We start from the raw sequence: 23,012 nt of genomic DNA, 5'->3' as shown, positions 1-23,012 counted from the left end.
GGCTCAGCTCCCCGTCGGGCGCACCAGCGCCGCGGCCGTGCGCAGCAGGATGCAGATGTCCTGCCACATCGACCAGTTGTCGATGTACGCGTTGTCGAACCGGCAGCGGTCCTCGATCGAGGTGTCGCCGCGCAGCCCGTGCACCTGGGCGAGTCCGGTGATGCCGGTCTGCATCCGGTGCCGGGCCGCGTAACCGGGGTAGGTCTGGCTGAACTTGGCCACGAAGTAGGGGCGTTCGGGGCGCGGTCCGACCAGGCTCATGTCGCCCCACAGGACGTTCAGCAGCTGGAGCAGCTCGTCGAGCGAGGTGCGCCTGAGGAAGTGGCAGAAGCGGCTCATCTCCTGCTCGCCCGCCACGCTCCAGCGGGTCGCGGCCTCGTGCGCGTCGGCCGGGCGGTGGGTGCGGAACTTCAGCAGCGTGAACGGCCGCCCGTCCTTGCCGATGCGCTCCTGCCGGAACACCACGCCGGGCCCGTCGGTCAGCCGCAGGACGGCCGCGAACGCCAGCAGCAGCGGACTGACCAGCAGCAGCAGCGTGCCGGAGACCGCGACGTCGAGGAGCCGCTTCCCGAAGCCCGCGCGCCGTCCGCCGACCGACAGGGGACGGCAGGCGAAACCGGCCAGCGTGTACCGGCCCTCGCGGTCGTACGACGGGGAGTCCGGGTCGACCTCCCACAGCTCGCAGCCCGCGAGGGCCAGCGCCCGCAGCATCGGCCCGCGCCGGCTCGGCGGCTCCACCACCAGAACCGCCCGCACGCCGTTCTGGATGAGCGCCCGCTGCACTTCCTCGCCGGTGGTGAGCACCGGCAGCCCGTCGGGGCCGGTCGGCCGGTCGGAGACGACGCCGACCGGCCGTACCCCGCAGTCCGGACGGCGCAGGAAGGCCGCGGCCACCCGCTGCGCGGTCCCGGCGGGACCGATCACCAGGGCGGCACCGGGGTGCCGCGCGAGGGCCCGCCGACGCCGCCAGTGCACCGTGCCGCGGCCCGCGCAGCTGATCGCCGACTGGGCGGCGCACCCCAGGGCCAGGGTCCGGGCCGACAGCGCTCCTTCCGGGGCGAACGCGGCGCAGGCGGCGGCCAGCGCGCACCAGGTGACCGCGACCCGCGCGCAGACGGCGGGCAGTTCGTCGAGCAGCGTGGGCAGCGGTGGCGGCCGGTACAGGGACGCCCGCGCGTTCAGGCCGAGCACGCCGAGCAGCAGGGCGGCGATCAGCAGCGGGTGCCGCTGGACCTCCGTGAGCGTCTGTCCGGCCGCCAGCGCCGCGACGGCGTCCACGGCCGCCAGCGGCAGCCAGGAGGTGTTCCGGGCCGGGGGCCGATGCCCGGCCGGGAATCTGAAACCGCCGTAGGTCTCGCGCGAAGGCATGACCGAGACGGACGAGGATCCGTACTCCCGGGGCTGTCCGCCGGGGGAGGGAACGGTGCTTTCCGCAGTCACGAGTGGATGGACTCCCTGCACTCGGTATGGTCCGCGCACATGACGCCCCCGACGTGCTGCGGCTGTCGCCCGGTCAGCAGTTCTCGGTACACCCCCGCGACCGCGTCGGCCGTGAGGCGTACGTCGTGCGTGTTCAGTACGTGGCGGCGGCCCTGGCGGCCGAGCGACTCGCGCAGCCGGGGATCGGACAGCAGCGCGCCGATCGACTCCGCCAGCGGCTCCGGCTCCGGCGTGCCCACCAGACAGCGGACGTCGTGTCCCGGCGGCAGGCTCTCGCGGGCCCCGTCCACGTCCGTCATGACGACCGGACGTCCACAGGCCATGGCCTCCAGCGGAGCCAGCGCCATGCCCTCCCAACGGGACGGCAGCACCACCAGATCGGCGGCCTGGTACCAGGGCACCGCGTCGGCGGCGGCCCCGGCGAACAGCACGCCGCGCGGTGCCCCGACGCGCAGCCGCGTGGCGTCCGGTCCGTCCCCGACGAGCACGAGCCGTGCCGCCGGCACCCGCCGCAGCACCGAGGGCCACGCCTCGAGCAGGATGTCCTGCCCCTTCTGCCGGCACAGCCGTCCCACGCACACCACCAGCGGGGCGGCGGGACCGACCCCCGCGAGCAGTGGCATCCCGGCTCGTACGGCGTCCGCGGAGGCGGGGTGGAACCGCTCGGGGTCGACGCCGTTGGGGATCACCCTCCAGGGGGCGCGCACTCCGGCTCGTGCGCCGGTCGCACGCTCCGCCTCACTGACGCACACCACCCGGGACGCCCAGCGCGCCCCCCACCGCTCCCACCGCAGCGCGAGCGCCGCGGCGGCGCCGTCGACGGCCTCGAACGACCAGGCGTGCGGCTGGAACACCGTCGGCACCCGTCCGCGCAGCGCGAGCCGGACCGCGAGCCCCGCCTTGGCGCTGTGCGCGTGCACCACGTCGGGCCGCACCCGCGCCAGGACCCGGCCGAGCCGCCGTACCTCCTGGGCCAGCTGCGGCCCCGGTGCCCGCGTCGCGTGCCAGGGCCGTACGTCCGCGCCGAGCGCCCGCACCTCCCGGGTGAAGCCGTTGCCGTCCGGGCAGGCGACGGTCACCCGTGTTCCGGTGGCGAGCTGCGCCCCGACGAGGTCGGCGACCACCCGGGCGACGCCGCCGTCGACCGGCTGCGTGACATGAAGGACCCGCGGCGGAGGGTCTGTTGGCTGATGCATGCGCGGTTCCTCGCTGACGGGCGGCGCGCCGGGGCGCGCGTCACTGCTTCGCGTCGACGGCGGCGAACAGTGCTTCGACCCAGGCCGCGTCCCGCTGCGAAACGATCCGGAAGGCCAACTGGTCACCCGCGGCACGGATTTCCCTGCCGGGTTCGAGGAGGCCCGAGCCGTGGGGCAGGGCGGGTCTCGCGCAACTCCGGCGACCGAAAAGGGAGTTGGCGACGCACATAATTCCCCCGTGCCGGAGCGCGCGGTGTCTCCACGTGGACACGAGCGTCCCGGCCCGCGCGCGGGCCGGTCTGTCGGCGGGTGCGGGTGCGGACGCGGGACCGGCCGGCGTCTTGAGGGTGGCGAGGGCGGAGCGGCCCACGGTCGCACGGCGCGGCAGCAGGCCCGGGGAAGTACGCATGACCGGCGGTGCCCTTTCGGGGAAAAGGTTCTGGACCAGCGGACGGACGACAATCCGAGAATCAGACACGTGCGCGTCGGCTCCCCGCGAGCCCCCGGCGCCCCTCGACGCCCGCTTCCGGGCGCCCTCGGAGAGCCCGACTCTAGCCGGTGTCCGCCTTTGTCACCGAAAGCTGTGATGTGTGTCGGAATCGTGAAGCCCGACCGTTCGGCAGATCACCCCTTTGGAGGCACAACCCGCGTGTGCGCCGCGCGTTGAACCCGGAGTCGGGCACCCCGCCCGCATGTCGTGTCGAATTTCAAGGAGCACTTCTCCATGTCGCGTATCGCGAAGGGCCTCGCCCTGACCTCCGTCGCCGCCGCCGCCGTGGCCGGTACTGCCGGCATCGCCGCCGCCGACAGCGGCGCGCACGGCGCGGCCGCCCACTCCCCGGGTGTCCTGTCGGGCAACGTCGTCCAGGCCCCCGTTCACGTCCCGGTCAACGTCTGCGGCAACACGGTCACCGTCATCGGCGCGCTGAACTCCGCGGTCGGGAACGTCTGCGTCAACGACTGACGTCGTCACGGACCCTTCCGGCCGGCCGTCCTCCCGAAGCGGAGGGCGGCCGGTCCGCATCGTCCCGCACGGCACGGCCGTTCGCGCGAAAGCCCGTCCGGTGAATCGGTCGTCCGGTGAATCGGCCGTACGGCGAAAGGTGCCGCGTTTCCGGGCGGAGTACAGGAATTTTCGGCGCGCGGAGTTTCCGTCGCGTCCGGGGCTCGTTAGGCAGCGCGAAGAGGAATCCCCTCCGGTGACATCGGTCGCCGAAGAAAGGAAACACCATGAAGTTCCTCAAGGCCGCCGCCGTGATCGCCGGGTCGATGGCCGTCGCCGGTACCGCCGCGCCCGCGTTCGCCGCCGGGGCCTCCGGCATCACGCCCTCCGGACTCAACGGCGCCCTGGAGAACGTCACCAGCCAGCGTTCGCTCAGCGCGCAGGACGTCCTTCCCCTGCAGCAGCAGTCGAACGCGCTCGACACCGAGAACAAGGGCTCGGTGCTGAACGGGGTGAACGGGGCGACGAAGAAGCTCAACTCGGCGAGCGAACCCGCACAGCTCCTCGGCGGACTCCCCCTGCAGAAGTAGTCGTGTCCGCCCGCTGAACCCGGATTCCGCAAACGGCCGACGCCGTGAGGCCGACGAGGAAGAAGAGCCGATTCCGCGGGTGCGCAGTCAGCTCCTCGCGCTGTTCGATCCGCATACCTCGTTCGTGTGGTCGTGCTCATGGACTTCCCTCGGCCGAGTGATATCGGGACAGAACCCGAACGGACGCGTCGATAAGGTTCCGCGGTGACCTCAACCTCAAGCGGGACAAGCTCTTTTCGGGTCGCCGATCTCGGGACGCTCGCCGTCATGGCATTCAGCGGTGAAGCCCCCGACGGCGACATGCCCTATCTCCTCGCCTATTCGCTGGGCGACGGCGACGGGGGGCCCGAAGGATCCGCGGCCGCCATCCGGCAATTGCTGATCGACAACGGAATGCCCGTGGGCGAGACGCTCGTCGACGGTTCCCGGAAGCCGGACCTGCCGCTCACCCTGGTCATCGAGGAAGGCCGGGCCGTCGTCGGCATGCCGTACCTCAACGCCCAGTGCGTCGCGCCGCCGGAGTGGCTCGCGGCGGTGGGGGAACGCGGCTACGCCTACTTCCTGTTCGCCACCCGGGCCTGGCCGGTGGCCGAGCCCGGCAGGCCCGTCGCGCCCGAGGACCTGACGGCCTTCGCGGGCGACGAGGAGACCCTGCTCAGCGCGTCGCACGTACTGCTGCCCGCGCGCAGCCCGCGCGGCTGATGAGCGCCGCCCCGGAACGGGGGACGGGCGGCGGGGGTGTCGTACCCGGGCGCACCGCCGGCAGCGGCCGAGCCTTCGCCCTGCTGCTGGTGATCACGGGGGCGGCCGGTCTCCTCGCCGCGTGGGTCATCACGATCGACAAGTTCAAGCTGCTGGAGAACCCGAACTTCGTTCCCGGCTGCAGCCTGAACCCGGTGGTCTCCTGCGGAAGCGTCATGAAGAGCGCACAGGCCTCGGCCTTCGGATTTCCCAACCCGATGCTGGGCCTGGTGACGTACAGCGTGGTGATCTGCGTGGGCGTGAGCCTGCTGACCGGTGCGGGGTTCCCGCGCTGGTACTGGCTGACCTTCGACGCGGGCACGTTGTTCGGCGTTGGATTCGTCGGCTGGCTCCAGTTCCAGTCGCTGTACCGGATCAACGCGCTGTGTCTGTGGTGCTGTCTGGCCTGGGCCGCCACGATCATCATGTTCTGGTACGTCACGTCCTTCAACGTCCGCAACGGCTTCCTGCCCGCACCGGAATGGCTGAAGGCGTTCCTCGCGGAGTTCACCTGGGTCGTCCCGGCGCTGCACATCGGCGTCATCGGAATGCTGATCCTCACCCGCTGGTGGGATTTCTGGACGAGCTGATCCTCTCTATCGGACGACTAATGGGTCCGTCGAGGGAATCTTGAGCTGATGACGTTCCCGGAATCGTTACGCGGTACGGACGCCTGGCCCAGAATCCTGAAAGGGACCGTACCTGAGATGAAGCCGGACGCACGAGGAACTCCCGTCGCCGCCACGACCGGTGGGGCGATGGCCGCGGGCGCCACCGGGGCCCGGGCCGTCGCGGCCGACACGGTCCCCGTCCCGGTGCCGTCGAACGGTTTCGAACGGTTCCTCGGCCCGGAGGCGTCCAGAATCAGCCGCTGTCGCCGGCCCGCGCGGAGCCGACCGGAACAGCCTGAATCCGTGGAGGAGAGAAGCATGTTCGCCAGCTGGATGCCGGGCGGGGCACCGAGGCACGGGCGGAGCCGGGTGCCGGCCGGCCCGGTGCGCCGCCGCGGCACGGAACGCGTGGCGGGTGGACTGGCGTTGACGCGGCGCGGCGCGATGCGGGGACTGCTCGTGTCGGCCGTCGGCATGGCGCTGGCCCCCGTCGTCGCGGCCTCGCGTCCGCTGCGGCGGCGCCACCCCCGGGACTCCTCCTTCGACGAGGTGTACCGCGGTCGGCACATCCTCGGCACGAAGAGCGGTTCGGACGGCCGGGCCGCGTTCACCGGCGGTGCGTGGCAGGTCACGGTGGACGGCCGGCCGCTGCATCTGATGCGCCGCGCGGACGGCGGCTACCTCAGCATGGTGGACCACTACGAGTCCTATCCGACACCGCTGGCGGCGGCACGCGCGGCCGTCGACGAACTGGGCCCCGCGGAACAGCTCAGAGGCATGGACGACGGGACGGACGGCGGGCGGGGGACCGGCACGCGCAGGAGCGGCACGGAAGGGAGCGGCCACCACCATGGTGTACACCCGTAAGGACGTCAGCACCCTCACGAAGGCGGAGCGGCGCCGCTTCGTCACCGCGATGCTGGAGGTCAAACGCCGCGGAGAGTACGACGAGTTCGTCCGCAGGCACATCGACTACTACGTCTCCGACGGCGACGGCGGACTGCGCACGGCCCACATGGCGCCCTCGTTCCTGCCCTGGCACAGGTGCTTCCTGCTGGACCTGGAGCAGGCGCTGCAGCGCGTGGACCCCGGGGTGAGCGTGCCGTACTGGGACTGGACGCGGGACCGCACGCCGGCCTCCGCGCCCTGGACCAAGGACCTGCTCGGCGGCGACGGGCGGAGTTCGGACCGGCAGGTCATGACCGGACCCTTCGCCTACGCGCAGGGCAAGTGGACGATCAGGGAAGGGGTGACCGACGGGGAATTCCTCATGCGGGAGTTCGGCCGCCCGCGCAGGCCGATCCAGCTGCCCACACGGGCCGAGCTGAAAGCGGCCCTGGACGACCCCGTCTACGACACGGCCCCCTACGACTCGACGACCACACGCGGTTTCCGGAACCGGCTGGAGGGCTGGGGGCACGGTACGGGGAACGCCAGCTGGGAGAACCACAACCGCGTCCACCGCTGGGTCGGCGGCCACATGCTGGGCGGCGCCTCCGTCAACGACCCCGCCTTCTGGCTGCACCACGCCTTCGTCGACCTCCAGTGGTCCCGCTGGCGGCAGCGGCACAGGGGCGCCCGCTATCTGCCCGAGCGGCCCCCGGGTTCACGCGATTCCCAGTACCGGCGCATCGTCGCCCGCCACGAGAAGATGCCCCCGTGGGGCGTGACGCCGGCCTCGATGGAGGACCACAGCCACATCTACCGGTACGCGTAGTCACGGTCACGCGCGTGGGAACGGCGAGGCCCCCGGCGGCGACTTCCCGCCGGGGGCCCAGTGCGCGTGCCTGGCTCAGCTGCCGTAGCCGCGGCGCTCCTTCGTGGTGTGGTGCTTCTTCTTGGTGTCGTGGTGCTTCTTGGCGGCCTTGCTCTGCTTGACGTGGCCGTCACCGTTCACGCAGGCGTTGCCGAAGGCCGGGTTCAGCACACCGACGACGTTGATCGTGTTGCCGCACACGTTGACGGGCACGTGGATCGGGACCTGGACGACGTTGCCCGACAGAACACCGGGCGAGTTGGAGGCCCCACCCTGGGCGCCGGCGTCAGCCATGGCCATACCGGCCCCGCTGAGCGCCACGGCACCCGTGCCCACGACGACTGCGGCGGCCTTCGCGATGCGAGACATCACGTTCTCCTTAAGACTCGACGAGTGCGATGGCTCGGACGCGACCGCACTTCCCCTTCAACGCGTCCACCCACACCTGGTCACGGGCGTTCTATTAGGGGATTGTTCTTCGAACGGGGTCCGGAAAAGCGGCTGTTCGTCCGGTTCGGGCCGCAGGTGCTCCCGGCGGACCGTGACGGAGTGCCGCGGGGAGCCGAGACGGCCGTTCGGACCCCATGGCAGTATCTGGGCACCATGAATGCGTCACCGGCGGTACGGAGTCTGCGCGCGGCCGTGTTCGCCGTACTGTGCGTGCTGCTGGCCGCCGGGGGGCACCTGCTCTCCACCGGGCAGGCGCCGCCGCTCTGGGCGGACGGCGCGGGGTTCCTCGCCGTCTTCGCCGTCGGCTGTCCGCTGGGCGGCCGCGAACGGTCCCTGTCCGGAATAGGCGGCGCCATGCTGGTCGCGCAGGCCGGACTCCACCTCGGCTTCGCGGCCGCCCGGCCGCGCACGGCGATGAACATGCACGGGATGCACATGACGCACCCGTCCGCACACGCCCTGACCCCCCACGCCACGGCCGCGCACGTCGCCGCCGCCCTGCTGGCGACGTGGTGGCTGCGACGCGGCGAGGCCGCGCTGTGGTCCCTGCTGCGCCGGGCCGTGACGTTCGTGCCGGGGCTCGTCGCGTGGTGGAGGACGAGGACGGGACCGCCTCCGGTACGGCCGCACGGGAACGCCGGGAGCCGGACCCCGGCCGGGCCGTGGCCGTTCGGCCGGACACCGCTGCGTCACGCGGTCTCGCGCCGGGGACCGCCGGCAGGGCTCGTACACACGCCCTGACCACGTTTCCCCTCAGTACGGAGTTCCCCAGATGTCCCCGATCAGCACCACCCTGCGCCGCACCGGCACCGTCGCCGCCCTCGCCACCGCGGGCGTCCTGGCCGCCGCGGGCGCGGCCTTCGCGCATGTGACGGTCCACCCCGAGAGCTACGCCAAGGGAGCCACGGACGGCCTCCTCAGCTTCCGCGTCCCCAACGAGGAGGACACCGCCAGCACCACCAAGGTGCAGATCTTCCTGCCCACCGATCACCCGGTCCTGGGCGTCCTGGTCACCCCGCAGGCCGGCTGGACCGCGAAGGCGACGACCGTCAAGCTGAAGAAGCCGATCAAGACGGACGACGGCACGATCACCGACGCCGTCTCCGAGATCACCTGGACCGGAGGCCGGATCCGCCACGGCGAGTTCCAGGACTTCCAGGTCGCCTTCGGCCAGCTCCCGGACGACACCGACCAGTTGACCTTCAAGACGCTCCAGACCTACTCGGACGGCAACGTGGTCCGCTGGATCGAGCGGACGCAGAAGGGCGCCGAGGAGCCGGAGAGCACGGCCCCCGTGCTCACGCTCACCGCCAAGGGCGCCGGAGAGGAGCCCGCTTCGGCCGGGACCGGCACCGGGGCCTCCGGCTCCGACTCGTCGTCCTCCTCCGACTCGTCCTCGTCCTCCTCGTCCTCGGCCGCCGAGAAAACGGCCGCGAGCGACAGCAGCGACTCCACCGCGCGCACCCTGGGCACCGCCGGCCTGATCGTCGGTGTTCTCGGCCTGGTCGCGGCCGCGTTCGCCCTCGTGCGCGTCCGGAACGCCCGCTCCTAGACCCTCTCGGGGCCGTCGCCCCGTCGACCTCCGTCGGCGGGGCGGCCGATCCCCACGGACGTACACGGTGTCCCGGCGACCCGGTGACCGGGCGGTCGAGTGACGGGGACACCTGACAACGGGGACCCCGAGCTGCCGGGTGGCCGACGGGCGGGCAGCCCCGACGGGCGGGCAGCCCCGACGGGCGGGCAGCCCCGACGGGCGGGCAGCCGGGTCCGTCGGCCGGGGCGCTGTGCCGTCAGACCTGCGGCGGTGTCTGCTTCCTGCCGACGAAGACCACCACGGCCCCGCCGATCACCACGAGGGCGATGGCCGCGCCCGCGATGAACGGGGTCACTCCGGAGCCGCCGGTCTCGGCGAGGTCGGTGCCTCCGCCGGAACCTCCCACCGACGCCGGGCTCGGTTCACTGAGCGTCTGGGCCGAGATGTCGCTCGTACCGCCCTGGGTCCTGCAGTCCAGAACCCCCTTGAACCGCTTGCCGCCGCCCTCCGGGCCGCCGATCGTGAAGTCGTACGCCTGGTCCTCCTGCAGCGGGATGGTGAGCGTCTCGGATATGCCCGGCGCGATGGTGTGTTCGACACCCATCAGCTCGAACGTGAACGCCTCGTCACCCTTGTTCGCGGCGGTGATGCCCACACCGCTCCTGGCGCAGTCCTTCTGGGCGGACAGCGCGGGTATCGCGCCCTTCACCGCCCAGTTCGCGGTGGCGGCGGCGGAGACGGTGGACTCGCTGGAGCCCGCGAGGATCTGCGTCTGGCTGCGGGTCTCCGAGGTGAAGGCACGGCCGACCGGCACGGTCGTGGAGGCCTGCACGGTGAGGGAGGTGGAACCGTCCGCGCTGTCCTTCGGCACGTCGAAGAAGAGCCTGCTGCCGTTCGCCGTGGAGGTGACCGGCTTGCCGTTCTCGTCGACGACCTTCACTCCGCCCGCGGCGATGTCCGTGGGCGGGGTCACCGTCACACTGCTCGCGTTGGTGTGCACCGTGACCGGGCCGAGCCGCTCGCCGGGGTGGCCGGACACCGCGGCCGGGGAGAGCGTCAGCGAGGCCGCGGGCTCCGACAGGTCCTGCGCGTTCTTCTGCAGGTAGTCCGCGAGCTTCTCCGCCTGCGGGTCCGCGGCGTCCACGTCGGCGCCGTCCGAGTACCGCCAGATCGCGACCTGGGTGCCGGCCGCCGCGTCCTGCTCGGTGAGGCCGCCGGCACCGGCCTTCTCGGCCAGCGCCGCCAGGTCGTTCACCTGCGGATAGGAGTTCTCGAGGATCCAGCGGATCCTGCCCGCGTTCTTGTTGCCGCTCAGCGATGTGCCGCTCCAGGAGGTCTCCTGATATCTGGCGTCCCGCTGCGTCGGGTTGTGGAGGTCGATGCAATAGGTCTGCAGCATGCCGCCGTTCTCGACGGTCATCTCGAACAGGCCGGCCGAGACCCAGGAGTCCTCGCCGTTCTCATGCACGACCGCCGACCCGTAGGTTTTCAGGTCCCCTATGGTGGCGGTCGCTCCGCCCTGGTCCTGCGGTATCTCGTCGGCTGCGGCCGTACCGGCCGCGGCGACGGTCCCCGCGGCGGCGAGCCCCCACACCAGGGCCGCGGCGGCGAGACGGGCTGCCCCTCGCCCGCGCGCGGACAACACAGAGAACGCAGAAGACACAGAATTCCCCTTCGCGCAGGACCCTTTGACATGGGGGACGGTCCCGCCAGCAGAATCAGAAGCCCCGAAAGCTGTGTTCGGCATCCTAAAGAAGCGCCGCATCGCTCCCCCCGATCATGTCTTCCGATAACCGATCTGACTCGGAATCGTTATCGCGATCACGTTCGTGAGCTGCGCCTATCGACAAATCCATGAGGGTGGTTCGTCATGTATTTGTCGATAAGTCGCAGTTCGGTCAGATCGTGCCGCTCCCTGACATCACGTCACCCCGGCAGGTTCGGGGCGTGGTTGGGACGCGCCCTCGGGCAGGGTGTCCGGGTCCGATTCCCAACTGGGCTCGGGACGCTGCGCCGAAGCCGGCTCACCCTCCCTGGACGGACGCCGGAAGGCCGACGTGCCGCGGGAGAGGTCGTGGCCGATCGCCACCGCGTCGATGTCCGCCGACGTCCAGCTCTGTCCGTCGCGCGTCTCGGTGCGCACCTTCAGCCTGCCCTGCACGATGACGGGATCGCCCACCGACACCGAGGCCCCCACGTTCGTGGCGAGCGCGCGCTTGGCCCACACCGTGAAGAAGTTGGTGTGCCCGTCCGTCCACCCGTTCTTCTCGCGGTCCCAGTACCGCGAGGTCACCGCCAGCCGGAACCGCGCCGACGCGCCGTTCGCCAGGTCCCGGTAGACGGGCCGTGTCGCCACGTTGCCCACCGCGCACACCATCGTCTCGTTCATCGTGAATCCCTCCCGTGCGGATGTGTCTGCCGCGGCGATCGCATGCGCTGCGATCGCCGCGGGATCAGACTGCCTCCGCCGGGCCGGACCCGCTCGGCGCTGTGCGCGGCCGGCCGGTTGTGGAAAACCGCGTCACCCGACCGGGGTACCCACCGCCGCCGTCCCCATGACCCGCCCGTACTGCTCCCTCACCTCGCGGTACCGCAGCAGCTCCGCGGCCACGGGATCCAGTACCCGGGCCCTTCCGCATCCGGCGGCCGCCTCGCGCAGCCGTCTCTCCGCCTCCAGGCCGTAGCGCCGGGCAGGCCCGCGGGCCGCCATCCTGCTGCACCACTCGACGGCCGGGCCTCCGACGATGCCCGACACCATCAACAGCACCGGAACCCCCAGGTTCGGAGACATGACCCCGATGATCTGGCCCACCAGCCAGAGTCCGCCGATGACCTGGACGATCGTCATCGCGGCCTGTGCCAGTACCGCGACGGGCCACCAGCCGGGCCTCGGCGGCCGTCCCGCCGGTGCCGTCGCGCGCGCCGCCATGTCGTCCAGCGCCTCGGGCAGCCCCTGCGCGCCCCGTACGGCGGCCTCGCGCACCGCCTGTGCCCAGGGCGCGGGGAGCCCGTACGCGGCCCGGTCCGCGACCGTCCGCACCGCCTGCTCCACGCGCTGGCGCGCGGTGACCTCGTCGTCCGCGGGAGGGCGCACGGGCACACGCCCGGTCGGGGGTTCGCGCTGGTCCAGATACCAGCGCCACAGGCGCAGCCAGGGGGTGCCGCAGGCGCGGTTGGCGTTGCGGAGCCAGGCCCGCTCGGCGGCCTCGCCGGTCGCCACGGCACCGACCGCGTCCGCGAGCCGGTCCGCGAACTCGTCGCGCGCCTCCTCGCTGAGCCCGACCCGCCGCCCCGTCGCGTAGACGGGCCGCAGCCGTGCGGCGGCCGCGTCGAGATCGGCCGAGATCCGCCGTGCGGCGGCGCCGCGCTCCGCCACGAACTGACCGATGCACTCCCGCAGTTCGGGGACCCCGGCTCCGGTGAGGGCGGACAGGGACAGGACGGTCGCACCCGGCTCGCCGTACTCGCCGAGCGCGACGCCGTCCTCGTCGAGCAGCCGCCGCAGATCGTCGAGCACCTGATCGGCGGCTTCCCCGGGAAGCCGGTCCACCTGGTTGAGGACCACGAAGGTGACCTCCGCGTGTCCGGCCAGCGGTCGCAGATAGCGCTCGTGGAGGACGGCATCCGCGTACTTCTCCGGATCCACCACCCAGATGACCGCGTCGACGAGTGCGAGGACACGGTCCACCTGCTCGCGGTGCTGGACGGCCGCCGAGTCGTGGTCGGGCAGGTCGACCAGGACCAGGCCGCGCAGCTGCGCCTCCGCCTCCGGGCTCTGCAGCGGACGCCTGCGCAGCCGCCCGGGGATGCCGAGCCGGTCGACGAGTGCGGCCGCGCCGTCGCTCCAGGTGCAGGCGATGGGTGCCGAGGTGGTCGGCCTGCGCACGCCGGTCTCCGAGATGGCCACGCCCGCGAGCGCGTTGAAGAGCTGCGACTTGCCGCTGCCCGTGGCTCCGGCGATGGCGATGACGGTGTGCTCCCCGGAGAGCCTGCGGCGGGCCGCCGCCTCGTCCAGCACCCGGCCCGCCTCGGCGAGCGTCCCGCTGTCGAGCCGGGCGCGGGAGAGGCCCACCAGCTCGCGGAGCGCGTCCAGGCGCGAGCGCAGCGGAGCGTCGTACACGAGGGGGGACGGCATCGCCGAGGCGGCGGCCCCGGCCTCCGCCGATGGCGTCTGGTACCGGCCGGGGACCGCCTCGGTCACGCGCCGCGCGATGAGGCCGTCGTCCCAGACGAGGCCCTCCTCCGCACGTGCCGGGTCGTTGCCCTCCCCGCGCGCGCGTGACTCCGCTTCGGACACGTCCCGCCAGGGACCCTGCCCGGCCGCGCCGCCGCTCCGGGCGCCTCCACCGTCCCTCCCACCACCCTCGCCGCCCTCACGGGTTTTCCCGGTGTCCTGCGGGGACCGCCCCCCGGGACGTGCCGCACCGGGCGGACTTTCCGGGCGGCCGTCCGGAGCGCTCCCGGCGGCCCCGGCCGCACCGGCACGGTCGTCGTGCTCGGCGCGCCGGGCGTCCGAGGTGCCCGTACCGGAGGGTGCGCTTTCGCGGGCGCCGTCTTCGGAGCGGTCCGCCGCGGGGCGACCGTCCGCGGAGCGACCGCCTGCGGGACGGCTCTCTTCGGGACGACCGCTTTCGGAGCGTCCGCCTTCAGGACGCCCGTCTCCGGAACGTCCGTCTCCGGAACGCCCGTCTCCGGGACGGTCAGCCTGATCCGTGTGGTCAGTGACGGCAGTCACCGCGGTCACCTCTCCTTCTGCAGTACGGACAGCGCGGCGATGAGTTCTGCCTGGGGTTCCGGATGGACGTCGAGGGCTTCGAGGGGGGCGAGACGGCGCTCGCGTTCGGTCCGCAGCGTCTTGTCGATGAGGTCCGTGAGCAGTCGGCCGCCCTTGTCGCGCAGCCGCAGCGCGCCGTGCGCCCCGATCCGCTCGGCCAGCCCCTCACCCGCGCTGCGCGCCCTGCGGCCGCCCAGGAGCGCGGTGGCGACCAGCGCGGCCACCACCGTGGGGTCCGGCGCGACACTCTTGTCGAGGTCGCGCACCTCGTCCTCGGCGTGCTCCTCCAGGACGCGCCGCCAGCGCCGTACGGCCAGACCGACCCGGTGCTCGGCACTCTCCAGTGTCGGATCACGGTCCGTCAGCCCGGGCGCTCCCGAGGCCGGTTCACGGCGCCAGGCGTTGTCCACGCGCTCGTCCGCGGCCGTCACGGAGCACAGCAGCAGGGCGGACAGGCTTTCCACGAGCGCGTCCAGCAGTTCCTCGGCGGTGCAGTCGAGGGGATAGGCGCGCCAGCGCTTGAGCGCGTCCCCGGAAAGCACGGCCCCGGCCTGCAGACGTCCCTTCGCGCGCGCGTGCTCGCTGTCGTACGCCCCGTCGACGGCCATGGTGAGCCGTGCCGCGGCGGCGTACTGCGCGGCCGTGGCACTGGCCAGTTCGGGCATCCGCGCCTTCAGGGAGTCGAGGACACCGTGGGCCGTACGGGCCATGGTCCCCTGGCGGGCTCCCGGGTCCTGGGCCTGGTACGTGAGCCACGTGCGCAGCGGTGCGACGGCCGTGGCGGGAAGCAGGCCGCCGCCCCACGCGGACTCGGGAAGTTCGGGCACGGTGAAGCGGGGCGCTTCACCGAGTCCCGCCTTGGCGAGCAGCGCGGCGTACTGCCGCGAGACCTCGGACACCACCTGGTGCGGCACCCGGTCCAGGACCGTCACCAAGGTCGCCTTCTGCTCCTTGGCGGTACGCAGCAGATGCCACGGCACGGCGTCGGCGTACCGCGCGGCCGTCGTGACCATCACCCAGATGTCGGCGGCGCAGATCAGCTCGGCGGCCAGCACCCGGTTGTCGGCCACCAGGGAGTCGACGTCGGGCGCGTCGATGAGGGCGAGGCCGCGGGGGAGCGTGTCGGCGGTCTCGATGCGCAGCACCCGCTCACCGTGGTCGGCGAGGACGGGAAGATCGTCGCCGGGCTCCTGGTGGGGCATCCACACGCGCGTGAGCCGGGGCAGTACCCGCATGCCGCTGAACCAGTGATGGTCCTCCGGATGGCAGACCAGCACCGGTGTGCGGGTCGTCGGGCGCAGGACGCCCGCTTCGCTGACCCGGCGCCCCACAAGGGAGTTGACGAGGGTCGACTTGCCGGCGCCGGTGGACCCTCCGATGACGGTGAGAAGAGGTGCTTCGGGTTCCCTCAACCGGGGCACCAAGTAGTCGTCGAGCTGTGCGAGCAGTTCGTCGCGGTTGGCACGCGCGCGTGGAGCCCCTGCCAGGGGCAGCGGAAAGCGTGCGGCGGCGACACAGTCGCGCAGGGCGGAAAGTGCGTCGAGCAGCTGAGGCCGTACCTCCAAGGTCACCACATGTGAAGAATGCCCAATTTTGGAGTCTTTCTGAAGCATATGGGTGCGTCTGCGCGCCGATAGGCTGCACGGGGCGGAAGGGGTGACCGGGGTGCAGGCATAACGAGTGCACAACACCCGATGCGCGAGACGCCAAAAATGGTGCACGATTCGTACCTGCCTGCGATTATCAGGACCGCTTCACCGAACCTCCACATCGAGCCACGGAGGCGAAGCACGAGGGACACGGATGCGGGAGCCCTATCCTTGTCCCCGGCAAGGTCACGGATCCGCCCACACCCGGGCACCAGGACACAGGCCGACATACCCGGCCCCCGTAGCTCAGTGGATAGAGCAGGCGCCTTCTAAGCGCTTGGCCGCAGGTTCGAGTCCTGCCGGGGGCGCCAGTCTCCGCCCTCCCCTCCGGGAGGGCTTTTTGCTGGTCAGAGCACGTCTCACGCGATACGCCGAAGCCCCGAACTCCTTCCCGATGATCAAGGGAAGGGTCCGGGGCTGTCCGGTCGTCACCGGGTTTTCGCGGGTGGTCCTGTCGAATACGTGTCGAAGTTTTCGGCGGAGGCCTCAGCCCGCGTCGGGTGGCTCGGGAAGGTCTCCCGCGGCTTCGAGGCGCCGTTTCAAGTCAGGGAGCTGTCCCTCGACGCAGCGCGCGTAGGTCGCCAGGAGTACCGGGACGCTGTTGCCGGCCCAGTCGGCCACCTGGGCGGGTGGGATCCCGTCGTTGAGCCACTTCGTCAGTCGCGTGTGCCGGTTGTCGTAGACCCGCCTTCCCGTGGGCGAGTCGAAGACGTGCGGGGGCAGGACGGCCTTCCGCGCGCTGCGCCAGGCCCGCCGGATGACCGAACCGGCGAGGATGCCGCCCGTCTCCCCCTGGAACAGAAGATCCCCGGGCTTCAGCCGCTCGTCCTCGATGTGCTGCCGAAGAACGCGAGTCAGGGTGGGATGCCCCGGCGCGGTGCGGGTTTCGCCCTCGGCACGCCCCTTGAGATCGCGCTCCTCGTGGATCGCGCCGGTGTCGGTCCACTGCTTGCCGACCTCCGGGGTCGCCGTGTGGATCAGCAGCTCGCACCACTGGTCAGCGGCATCGACGCCCGGGAGTGTGACGTCCTGTACCCGCATGGCCACCGCTTCCTCCGGCCGCAGACCGCAGTAGTACAGCGTCGCGAAGAACGCGTGCAGCCGCTTCCCACCACGGGGCCGGCGCCGGATCCAGTCGAGGAGCGCTGCCGCCTGGTCCGCGTTCAGCAGGGACCGCTTGTCCACGGCGTTGCTGGTCTTGGTGACGGCCGTCGAGTCCTTCCCCTTGGGGAGCGGGTTGGTCCGCAGAACGCGCCGCCGGACCGCGTGCTTCATGACGACGTTGAGGATCCGGCGGTGCCGCTTCCTGGACCAGGCCGCCGCCTGCTTGCCGTCGAGCCGCGTGTCGACGGCGCGCAGGACCGCGTCAACCCTCTCCGTCTCCTCCCAGACCGAGACCGGCAGCGAGTTGCGCTCCACCCATCTGAGGATGGTCACCACGTCCCGCGGGGCGTCCGCACGGCGTGTCGCGTTGAACGCCCATTCGCGTAACGCGGTCCGTACGGCCACCGGGTCGAACTGGACCGACTGGGCCCGCAGCAACGCGATGGTGACCGCCGTCAGGGTCTTGGCGGTGTTCTTGCGGCTGTTGCCGCCGAGCTCCGGCCAGCGGGCATCCACGTACTCGACGGCGAACGCGTACCAGCTCATGGCGGCCGACTTGGAGCGGTGGGACACCGGCAGCCCGGTGGCGATCACGAAGGCCTCACCCTTGCCAGTCGCCCGGATGAGTTCGGAGCGGAAGCCCTCGGCGAGCGCGACAGTGCGGAACGGCTCACGCCAAGACTTGCCCGCCACCACCCAGCGCACGGTGTACGTGGTCTTCCGGGCACCCTTGTACGTGAGGATCTTGTAGATCTTGACGTCGTACGAGGTCTCCATCAGGCGGCGTCCTCACGGTCGTCGAGCCAGTGGTCGAGATCGCTCCGCCGGATCCTGAGGTCGCCGTTCGGGAGCTTGATGCAACGGGGCGCGCGCCGCTTCGCCCGCCAGTCGTAGAAGGTCGAGCGCGACACGCTCAGCTCGTCACAGACCTCGGCGAGCGTGAGCATGTTGCGTGACCGGGTGGCCGTGGTCATGGCGTGCTCCCTTCGCCGAGCAGGGCTTCACGGGCCGTCTCACGGTTGGCCTGGAGATCGCGCGCGATGGTCGCGGCGAGGGCCGCCTCGCCAGGGGTGTGGCCGTGGCCGGCGTACTGCCAGTCGGTCAGGACGAGGACGGTGTCCGGCTCGCGGTCGTCGAGGCCGAGGACGGATGCCTCCTGGGCGGCGCGGTAGTCGGCGCGTTCCTGGCGGATGGCGCCGAGGGTGGTGGAGTACGTGCGCGACTTGGACGAGAAGTGCCCGCGGAAGCCGAGCATGTGAGCCCAGGCCCACAGCCGCCGGTCCGGATACAGGCCGTCCAGGTCGCGGCACGCGGTGATGAGCCGCCGTGTGTGGTCGGGCACCCCGTGGCGGTCGAGTTCGGCGAGTTCGCCGATGCGGCGGTCCAGGGTCCCGGTGTTCTCGGCGGCCTTGGTCGCGTACTTGGCCACGTACGAGGCGACCGCCTGTTCGGTGATGTCGGAGCCGTCCCCGAATGCTTTGACCGGTCGGACGTCGAGCTGTCTTCCCCATCGGAAGGTCCGGGTCGGTTGGTCACCTGCGGCCGGGACCGAGACGGATGTGTACGAGTGCGCGGCGGCGGCGCGTAGCGCGTCCGAGAGGAGGCCGACCGTGGCCCACGCGGGTGGGGGTGTGCCGGGTCCGTCGGGGCCGTCGAGGCGTACGACGGCATGGAAGTGAAGGGCGCCGCGCTTCTGGAATTCGGCGACCTTGCCGTACGAGACGCGCAGGTGTTCGGTGAGTTCGCGGCGGGGCAGGCCAGCGCGAGCCGCGAGTTCCCGGCGGAGGCGGGTCGTGAAGCGCTGCCAGAGCTGTCCGGCGTGGTTGTTGAAGAGGACGGCGCCCGCGTAGTCGTAGGCCTCCGGATCGAGGGCCGTGCCCAGCTCCGGTGCGTCGGACGCGTGCCGGGCACCGCACCGGCAGGGGCCGCCGTGGTCTGGCCGGTTGTGGACTGGGCCGAACGAGGGAGCCGTGAGCGTGGCGAAGACCCGCGGGTGATCGCGGACGGTGCCGGGGATGTCTCGGCGGTCGTCCCCGGAGAGACCGGCTCGGATCAGGTTGTAGGTGTCGCCCGCGTAGGTCCAGGCGCAGGAGGGGCAGCGGGAGGCCCGACGGTTGCCGCAGGCGAGGCGGAGGCGCCCGCCCGGCTCGTCGGCGGTGGAGTAGTGGTGCAGGGTCTCGCCGGTGGTCTTGTCCTTGGCGAGAGTCCAGCCGGTGAGGTGGACCGGGTCGGAGCAGCCGCCGGTGCGGCGGATCTGGTCCTCCCAGCGGGTGTAGTCGGAGGCCGAGGCCACCCGGAGGATGTCTCCGAGCGTGGTCGGGTCGAGCAGTGGGGCGGGCGTGGGTGCCTTCTGTGTCGCGGATGAGGCCCGGTGGGCCATGCTGGGGGTTCCTTCCGGTTGTGAGATCGGACAGGGACGGCTCCCGGGCGGCGGATGCTTGGCGGTATCGAGGCCGCCCGGGGGCCGGTCAGCGACGCTTGGCGTCGGCAGCGAGCAGGGAGCGCAGGACGACCGCGCAGACGGCGACTGAGGCGCCCGTGATGGCGACCGCCAGGAGCAGGGAGACCAGGACGGCGCCGACGACTAGGACCACGGCCGTTCCACCGCCCACGAGGGCGAGCGCGGTGCCGGGGGTGAGCTGGACGACCGGACGGGACGGCGCGGGGGTGACGGGGACCGGCTGCGGGACCGGGGCCCCCGGGGTGACGGTGGTCGGCTGGATGACGGCGGGCGGGGTGATCAGTCCCGTGGGCTGGGGCATGGTCGGGAACTTGGGCCGGAGCATGGGCAGTTCTCCTTCGCGGTGCGCTACTTGACGGCGGTGTCGATGACGGGGGCCAGGACGCTGTCGGCGAGGAGGAATCCGCCGAGGAGCAGTACGGCGATGAGCCACCAGGGCGGGCGGATGAGCTTGACGCCGAGGTAGCCGACGGCGATCAGGGCGAGCCAGAGCGGGACCTGCACGAGGTGTCTCCTCAGCGGACGGTGCAACGGTGGGTACGGGCGGCGAGCTGGGCGGCGGTCTGGCTGGAGTAGTCGGCGGACCAGCCGCAGCGGTCGGCGGTGCAGACGGCGGCGTGCGTGGTGCGGCCGTTGCGGTCGCGGTGGGTGCCGATCTGCACGGGGCCGATCTGCATCAGGGAGTGGAAGTTGTCGCGTGCGGGCATGTCGGTTCAGTCCCTTCGGGTGGTGGGGTCGGGGTACTGGGTGCGGATGTTCTGGGCGGTGACCGGGTCGTCGACGTGTCCGGCGGCTTCCTCCGCGAGCAGGTGGGCGAGGAAGGGGCGTCCGGCCGCCGCCATGTCCCGTGCCGCGTCGAGGTAGTCAGCTGCGGTCAGGTCGGCCGGGTCGGAAGTCATCTCTGTTCTCCCTTGCGTCAGTTGAGGTGGGCGGCGATGGCGTCGGCGAGGTGGGGCGGGACGCCGAGGCGGGAGCGGAGGGTGTCGGGGTCGATCGGGGAGCCGGTACGGGCGCGGTACTCGTCGGCGACCTTGCGGGCGTGGTCGACCAGGACGGCGGGGACCGATGGGGCGGAAGTCGGGACGAGAGCCGGGGCAGGCCCCGAGGAAGTGGCGACTTCCACGGCTGGGACAGGGGCCGCAGCGGGCTCGGGCAGGGCTTCCGCGACCGATGCGCGCCCGGCGTCCGGCAACGGTTGTCCGTCCGAGTGCTCGGGGTCCTGCGGTGGGGCGACCGGGGTCGGCGGTGCCATCCGCAGCTCCGGGGCCGGCGAGTGGGCGAGGAGCGTGCCGCCGAGGAAGGCGAGCGCGGGCCATCCGGCGATGCCGAGGCGGAGCGGGGCGGGTGGGTCGGCCAGGTCGAGGAATCCGGCGGTGGCGATGTTGGCGCCGAGCGAGGCGAACAGTGCGACGACGAACCAGCACCAGGCCAGCCGGGACGGTCCCTCGCCGCGCAGCCTCCGCCAGGCGGCGACGAGGAGCAGGTCGACGCTGACCGGGTAGGCCCAGGCCTTCCAGCCGTTCTGTCCGGCAGCGGCGGCCAGGTCGTGCAGGTGGGCGAAGGACAGGGCACCGGCGATCACGGCCTGGATCAGGACCGCGTCGACCCGGAGGCCGTGACGGGCGCCCATCAGGCGTCGCCCGGATAGGCGGGGCCGTCGTCGGGGTCGTAGTCGTCCGGGAACACGCCGGGCGGCGGCTCGGGCAGCGAGGCGGCGAGGGCCGGACTGACGGTGTTCACGAAGTCGAGGTCGGCGCCGGCCATGTCGGCGTAGAGTGCGAGTTGGCCGAGTAGGAGCACGGTCCTGGCGAAGTCCTCGCAGTTCGGGCACATGGCGGGTCTCCCTTCTTTGGGCATGGCGGGGGTAGGGACCTGGCGCGAAGGCGGTCGCGCCGACCGTGGGGTGGGGCAGGGATCAGACGGTGACCGAGGACGCCTTGACCAGCGGCACGGGCTCGGCGGCGGTGCTGGGGAGAGAGGGTCGGAACGGGGCCAGCTCGGGCAGGTCCGGTGTCCGGTCGGCGTGCCGGTTGCAGATGTTCACGGCCTGGCGGAGCGAGGTGTGCGGGGCGCGGATGCGGTGCCACCCGCCGGAGGAGTCGCCCGCGATGGCGATGCCCCGTGTCTCGGCCGGGATCTGGATGGCGGCGAGGACGGCGTCCGGGGAGATGTCGCCGAAGGCCATGTTGGCTGAGGTCTCGTCGTTGACGCGGTGGGCGGTGCGGCCGGTGAGCTGGGCGCGGAGCATGGTGATGCCCTTGCCGAGTTCGGAGCCGAAGCGCTGTCCGCAGATCTCCAGGTAGATGCCGGCCGCACGGCCGAGCTGGGCGAGGCGGACCAGAGAGGTGATGATGCGGTCCCGGCGCTTCTCCTCCTCCTTGCTGGCATACAGGGCGAGTTCGGCGACCTCGTCGACCAGGACCACGACCGGGACCGGGCGTAGGTCGTCGGGCAGGTCCCAGATGTCGGCGGCGATCTCCGCGTCCGGCACGTCGGAGGTGATCCGTTGCTGGGACCGGATGAGCTGATAGACGTGCCCCATCCGGGCCACGAGCGCTTCGAGCACTTCCGCAGCGGTGTCAGGATCGTCGGCCAGCGCGGAGAACCGGCGGGCCAGCGGGAACAGTTCGACCCCTTGCTTGCAGTCGATGCCGATGAGGGCGACGTCCATCGGGGCGAGTCCCGCGACCAGGTTGCGCTGGTAGACGGACTTGCCGGACTCCGTGGCACCGAGGGTGAGGGCGTGGGGCACTGCTCGGTAGTCGCGGTAGTGCACCGAGCCGTCCTCCCGCAGGGCGACCGGTACCCGCATCGGCCGGTGGTCGGTCTCGGCTGGCATCTGCACCCGCTTGAGCACGTCGTAGCCGGTCATCCGCACCTCCACGACGCCGGAGCGCAGCTCACGCGAGGTCACGCCGTACATCGAGAACGAGTGCCGGAGCCGGTCCGAGGCGGCGGCGACGTCGAACGCGTCCTGCCCGGGGCGGAGCTTGAGCCTCAGGACCAGGCCGGTACGAGTGGGCCGCAGCCGCAGGATGCGCGGCGGACGCGGATCCGGCATCGGCCGGTTGGCGGCACGGGCCAGGGCGAGCCGCCAGCGCGAGGGCGGGACGGTCAGCCCGCACGCGTCCATGACCGAGCGGTAGCGGACCAGGACCCGTAACACGGCCAGAGTGACCCCGAAGGTCAACCAGTACCAGGCGGGGCGCCGCCACCGCAGGAGACCCACGGCGGCGACGACCAGCACCAGGACGACCATGAAGTCGGCCACGATCAGGCCGCCTTGGACCCTGCGGCAGCACCGACGAGCGAGGTGACCGCGACCGCGCGGAACGCGATCCCGTGCCGCTTCTGGCCGTTGAAGTCGTTCTCCCAGGGCCGGGCGATCAGGCCCGTGAGCGCGACCGGCGTGCCCATGGCCAGCTCACCGGAGATGCCCGGCTCCGGAACGGTGACGGACAGGATCTCCACCTCCTCGTTCGCCGCGAACATCACGTCCACGGTCATCAGCCTCGCCCCGGTCTCCGTGTCCGTGGCGACCTCCCCGGTACGACGGTCACGCACCTTGACCTGCGGGGACTTGGCGACCATCACGACCGCGCCGGAGGTGTCGACGGGAATCTGACGCACAGAGCTCACTCCTCTATAGATGCTGGACTTCGTCACTCATGTATAGGAGTGACATGAAGAAGAGTGCCTCACTCCTGTACATGAGTCAACCCGCCACGAAGAAGAACTCGTGGCGGGCTGCGGGATGCTGAGC

General features: G+C 71.8%; 27 protein-coding genes and 1 tRNA gene. 9 read left to right on the top strand and 19 right to left on the bottom strand.

Going from position 1 to position 23,012, the window contains the following annotated elements:
- Window positions 1-3: 3 nt before the first annotated feature.
- The 3 genes from ACICHK_RS15355 to ACICHK_RS15345 are packed head-to-tail and all read right to left on the bottom strand — an operon-like array spanning window position 4 to window position 3,045.
- Entirely contained in the window at window positions 4-1,440 is a 1,437-nt protein-coding gene (locus ACICHK_RS15355) for an exopolysaccharide biosynthesis polyprenyl glycosylphosphotransferase (RefSeq protein WP_406837344.1), read from the bottom strand.
- The gene (locus ACICHK_RS15350) at window positions 1,437-2,636 is read right to left on the bottom strand and encodes a glycosyltransferase family 4 protein (protein ID WP_406837343.1); all 1,200 of its coding nucleotides are present in this window, start codon (window positions 2,634-2,636) and stop codon (window positions 1,437-1,439) included. Before ACICHK_RS15350 ends, ACICHK_RS15355 begins: the two co-directional genes overlap by 4 nt.
- A gap of 40 nt (window positions 2,637-2,676) precedes the next feature.
- Window positions 2,677-3,045 carry a hypothetical protein gene (locus ACICHK_RS15345; protein WP_406837342.1) on the bottom strand — a complete coding sequence of 123 codons (369 nt, stop codon included), beginning with the start codon at window positions 3,043-3,045 and terminating at the stop codon, window positions 2,677-2,679.
- Window positions 3,046-3,360: 315 nt separating this feature from the next.
- Between ACICHK_RS15345 and ACICHK_RS15340 the strand changes: the two genes are divergently transcribed.
- From ACICHK_RS15340 to ACICHK_RS15315, 6 genes are all read left to right on the top strand, one after another.
- On the top strand, window positions 3,361-3,600 hold the full coding sequence (locus tag ACICHK_RS15340; RefSeq protein WP_151471566.1) for a chaplin: 240 nt from the start codon (window positions 3,361-3,363) through the stop codon (window positions 3,598-3,600).
- A 266-nt stretch (window positions 3,601-3,866) separates the two neighbouring features.
- Window positions 3,867-4,169: a hypothetical protein gene (locus ACICHK_RS15335; protein ID WP_406837341.1), complete on the top strand. Its 303-nt coding sequence runs from the start codon at window positions 3,867-3,869 to the stop codon at window positions 4,167-4,169.
- A gap of 204 nt (window positions 4,170-4,373) precedes the next feature.
- Entirely contained in the window at window positions 4,374-4,871 is a 498-nt protein-coding gene (locus tag ACICHK_RS15330) for a DUF5949 family protein (protein WP_406837340.1), read from the top strand.
- Window positions 4,871-5,500 carry a vitamin K epoxide reductase family protein gene (locus tag ACICHK_RS15325; protein ID WP_151471561.1) on the top strand — a complete coding sequence of 210 codons (630 nt, stop codon included), beginning with the start codon at window positions 4,871-4,873 and terminating at the stop codon, window positions 5,498-5,500. Before ACICHK_RS15330 ends, ACICHK_RS15325 begins: the two co-directional genes overlap by 1 nt.
- 339 nt (window positions 5,501-5,839) lie before the next feature.
- A complete protein-coding gene (locus ACICHK_RS15320; protein ID WP_406837339.1) occupies window positions 5,840-6,388 on the top strand; it encodes a tyrosinase family oxidase copper chaperone in 549 nt (182 codons plus the stop codon).
- A complete protein-coding gene (locus tag ACICHK_RS15315) occupies window positions 6,372-7,238 on the top strand; it encodes a tyrosinase family protein (protein WP_406837338.1) in 867 nt (288 codons plus the stop codon). The genes ACICHK_RS15320 and ACICHK_RS15315 overlap by 17 nt, the downstream gene beginning before the upstream one ends.
- A 75-nt stretch (window positions 7,239-7,313) precedes the next feature.
- Here ACICHK_RS15315 and ACICHK_RS15310 read toward each other — a convergent pair whose 3' ends face one another.
- Window positions 7,314-7,646, bottom strand: a complete 333-nt coding sequence (locus tag ACICHK_RS15310) for a chaplin (RefSeq protein ID WP_151471558.1) — start codon at window positions 7,644-7,646, stop codon at window positions 7,314-7,316.
- 234 nt (window positions 7,647-7,880) lie between these two features.
- Here ACICHK_RS15310 and ACICHK_RS15305 point away from each other — a divergent pair, with 234 nt between their 5' ends.
- Together ACICHK_RS15305 and ACICHK_RS15300 are read left to right on the top strand one after the other, a co-directional pair.
- Window positions 7,881-8,468 (top strand): hypothetical protein, encoded by a 588-nt coding sequence (locus ACICHK_RS15305; protein ID WP_151471556.1) that lies wholly within the window; start codon window positions 7,881-7,883, stop codon window positions 8,466-8,468.
- Window positions 8,469-8,499: 31 nt separating this feature from the next.
- On the top strand, window positions 8,500-9,279 hold the full coding sequence (locus ACICHK_RS15300; protein ID WP_406837337.1) for a YcnI family protein: 780 nt from the start codon (window positions 8,500-8,502) through the stop codon (window positions 9,277-9,279).
- Window positions 9,280-9,517: 238 nt separating this feature from the next.
- Here the strand turns inward: ACICHK_RS15300 and ACICHK_RS15295 are convergent, their stop codons facing one another.
- From ACICHK_RS15295 to ACICHK_RS15280, 4 genes are all read right to left on the bottom strand, one after another.
- Entirely contained in the window at window positions 9,518-10,924 is a 1,407-nt protein-coding gene (locus ACICHK_RS15295) for a Cys-Gln thioester bond-forming surface protein (RefSeq protein WP_406837336.1), read from the bottom strand.
- 258 nt (window positions 10,925-11,182) lie between these two features.
- Window positions 11,183-11,650: a single-stranded DNA-binding protein gene (locus ACICHK_RS15290; RefSeq protein WP_151471551.1), complete on the bottom strand. Its 468-nt coding sequence runs from the start codon at window positions 11,648-11,650 to the stop codon at window positions 11,183-11,185.
- A 132-nt stretch (window positions 11,651-11,782) separates the two neighbouring features.
- The gene (locus tag ACICHK_RS15285) at window positions 11,783-14,005 is read right to left on the bottom strand and encodes a GTPase (protein WP_406837335.1); all 2,223 of its coding nucleotides are present in this window, start codon (window positions 14,003-14,005) and stop codon (window positions 11,783-11,785) included.
- Entirely contained in the window at window positions 14,002-15,648 is a 1,647-nt protein-coding gene (locus ACICHK_RS15280; protein ID WP_406837334.1) for a dynamin family protein, read from the bottom strand. The genes ACICHK_RS15285 and ACICHK_RS15280 overlap by 4 nt, the downstream gene beginning before the upstream one ends.
- A gap of 271 nt (window positions 15,649-15,919) precedes the next feature.
- Between ACICHK_RS15280 and ACICHK_RS15275 the strand changes: the two genes are divergently transcribed.
- Window positions 15,920-15,995, top strand: a tRNA-Arg gene (locus ACICHK_RS15275).
- A 175-nt stretch (window positions 15,996-16,170) separates the two neighbouring features.
- On the opposite strand, the gene ACICHK_RS15270 is transcribed toward ACICHK_RS15275, so the two are convergent.
- The 11 genes from ACICHK_RS15270 to ACICHK_RS15220 all read right to left on the bottom strand — a co-directional run bounded on the left by ACICHK_RS15270 (window position 16,171) and on the right by ACICHK_RS15220 (window position 22,879).
- The gene (locus tag ACICHK_RS15270; RefSeq protein ID WP_406837333.1) at window positions 16,171-17,565 is read right to left on the bottom strand and encodes a tyrosine-type recombinase/integrase; all 1,395 of its coding nucleotides are present in this window, start codon (window positions 17,563-17,565) and stop codon (window positions 16,171-16,173) included.
- A complete protein-coding gene (locus ACICHK_RS15265; RefSeq protein ID WP_384788494.1) occupies window positions 17,565-17,762 on the bottom strand; it encodes a helix-turn-helix transcriptional regulator in 198 nt (65 codons plus the stop codon). Before ACICHK_RS15265 ends, ACICHK_RS15270 begins: the two co-directional genes overlap by 1 nt.
- Window positions 17,759-19,168: a replication initiator protein RepSA gene (gene repSA / locus ACICHK_RS15260; RefSeq protein WP_406837332.1), complete on the bottom strand. Its 1,410-nt coding sequence runs from the start codon at window positions 19,166-19,168 to the stop codon at window positions 17,759-17,761. Before repSA ends, ACICHK_RS15265 begins: the two co-directional genes overlap by 4 nt.
- 88 nt (window positions 19,169-19,256) lie before the next feature.
- Complete coding sequence (locus ACICHK_RS15255) at window positions 19,257-19,574, bottom strand: SpdD-like protein (protein WP_406837331.1); 318 nt, start codon at window positions 19,572-19,574, stop codon at window positions 19,257-19,259.
- A 23-nt stretch (window positions 19,575-19,597) separates the two neighbouring features.
- Entirely contained in the window at window positions 19,598-19,753 is a 156-nt protein-coding gene (locus tag ACICHK_RS15250) for a hypothetical protein (protein WP_406837330.1), read from the bottom strand.
- Between the two features lie 11 nt (window positions 19,754-19,764).
- Window positions 19,765-19,956 carry a mobile element transfer protein gene (locus ACICHK_RS15245; protein ID WP_406837329.1) on the bottom strand — a complete coding sequence of 64 codons (192 nt, stop codon included), beginning with the start codon at window positions 19,954-19,956 and terminating at the stop codon, window positions 19,765-19,767.
- Window positions 19,957-19,962: 6 nt separating this feature from the next.
- Complete coding sequence (locus ACICHK_RS15240) at window positions 19,963-20,148, bottom strand: hypothetical protein (protein WP_406837328.1); 186 nt, start codon at window positions 20,146-20,148, stop codon at window positions 19,963-19,965.
- Between the two features lie 17 nt (window positions 20,149-20,165).
- Window positions 20,166-20,879, bottom strand: coding sequence for a DUF2637 domain-containing protein (locus tag ACICHK_RS15235; protein WP_406837327.1), 714 nt, complete (start codon window positions 20,877-20,879; stop codon window positions 20,166-20,168).
- Window positions 20,879-21,082 carry a hypothetical protein gene (locus tag ACICHK_RS15230; RefSeq protein ID WP_406837326.1) on the bottom strand — a complete coding sequence of 68 codons (204 nt, stop codon included), beginning with the start codon at window positions 21,080-21,082 and terminating at the stop codon, window positions 20,879-20,881. Before ACICHK_RS15230 ends, ACICHK_RS15235 begins: the two co-directional genes overlap by 1 nt.
- Before the next feature lie 82 nt (window positions 21,083-21,164).
- Window positions 21,165-22,508, bottom strand: coding sequence for an FtsK/SpoIIIE domain-containing protein (locus tag ACICHK_RS15225; RefSeq protein ID WP_406841229.1), 1,344 nt, complete (start codon window positions 22,506-22,508; stop codon window positions 21,165-21,167).
- A 14-nt stretch (window positions 22,509-22,522) separates the two neighbouring features.
- Window positions 22,523-22,879, bottom strand: a complete 357-nt coding sequence (locus ACICHK_RS15220; RefSeq protein ID WP_393199728.1) for a hypothetical protein — start codon at window positions 22,877-22,879, stop codon at window positions 22,523-22,525.
- Window positions 22,880-23,012: the final 133 nt, after the last annotated feature.

It is taken from the genome of Streptomyces sp. AHU1, assembly GCF_045343905.1.
GTDB classification, from domain to species: Bacteria; Actinomycetota; Actinomycetes; order Streptomycetales; family Streptomycetaceae; genus Streptomyces; species Streptomyces triticiradicis.
Note: the sequence above shows the minus strand (reverse complement) of the source record. Positions and strands in the feature narration are given on the sequence as shown.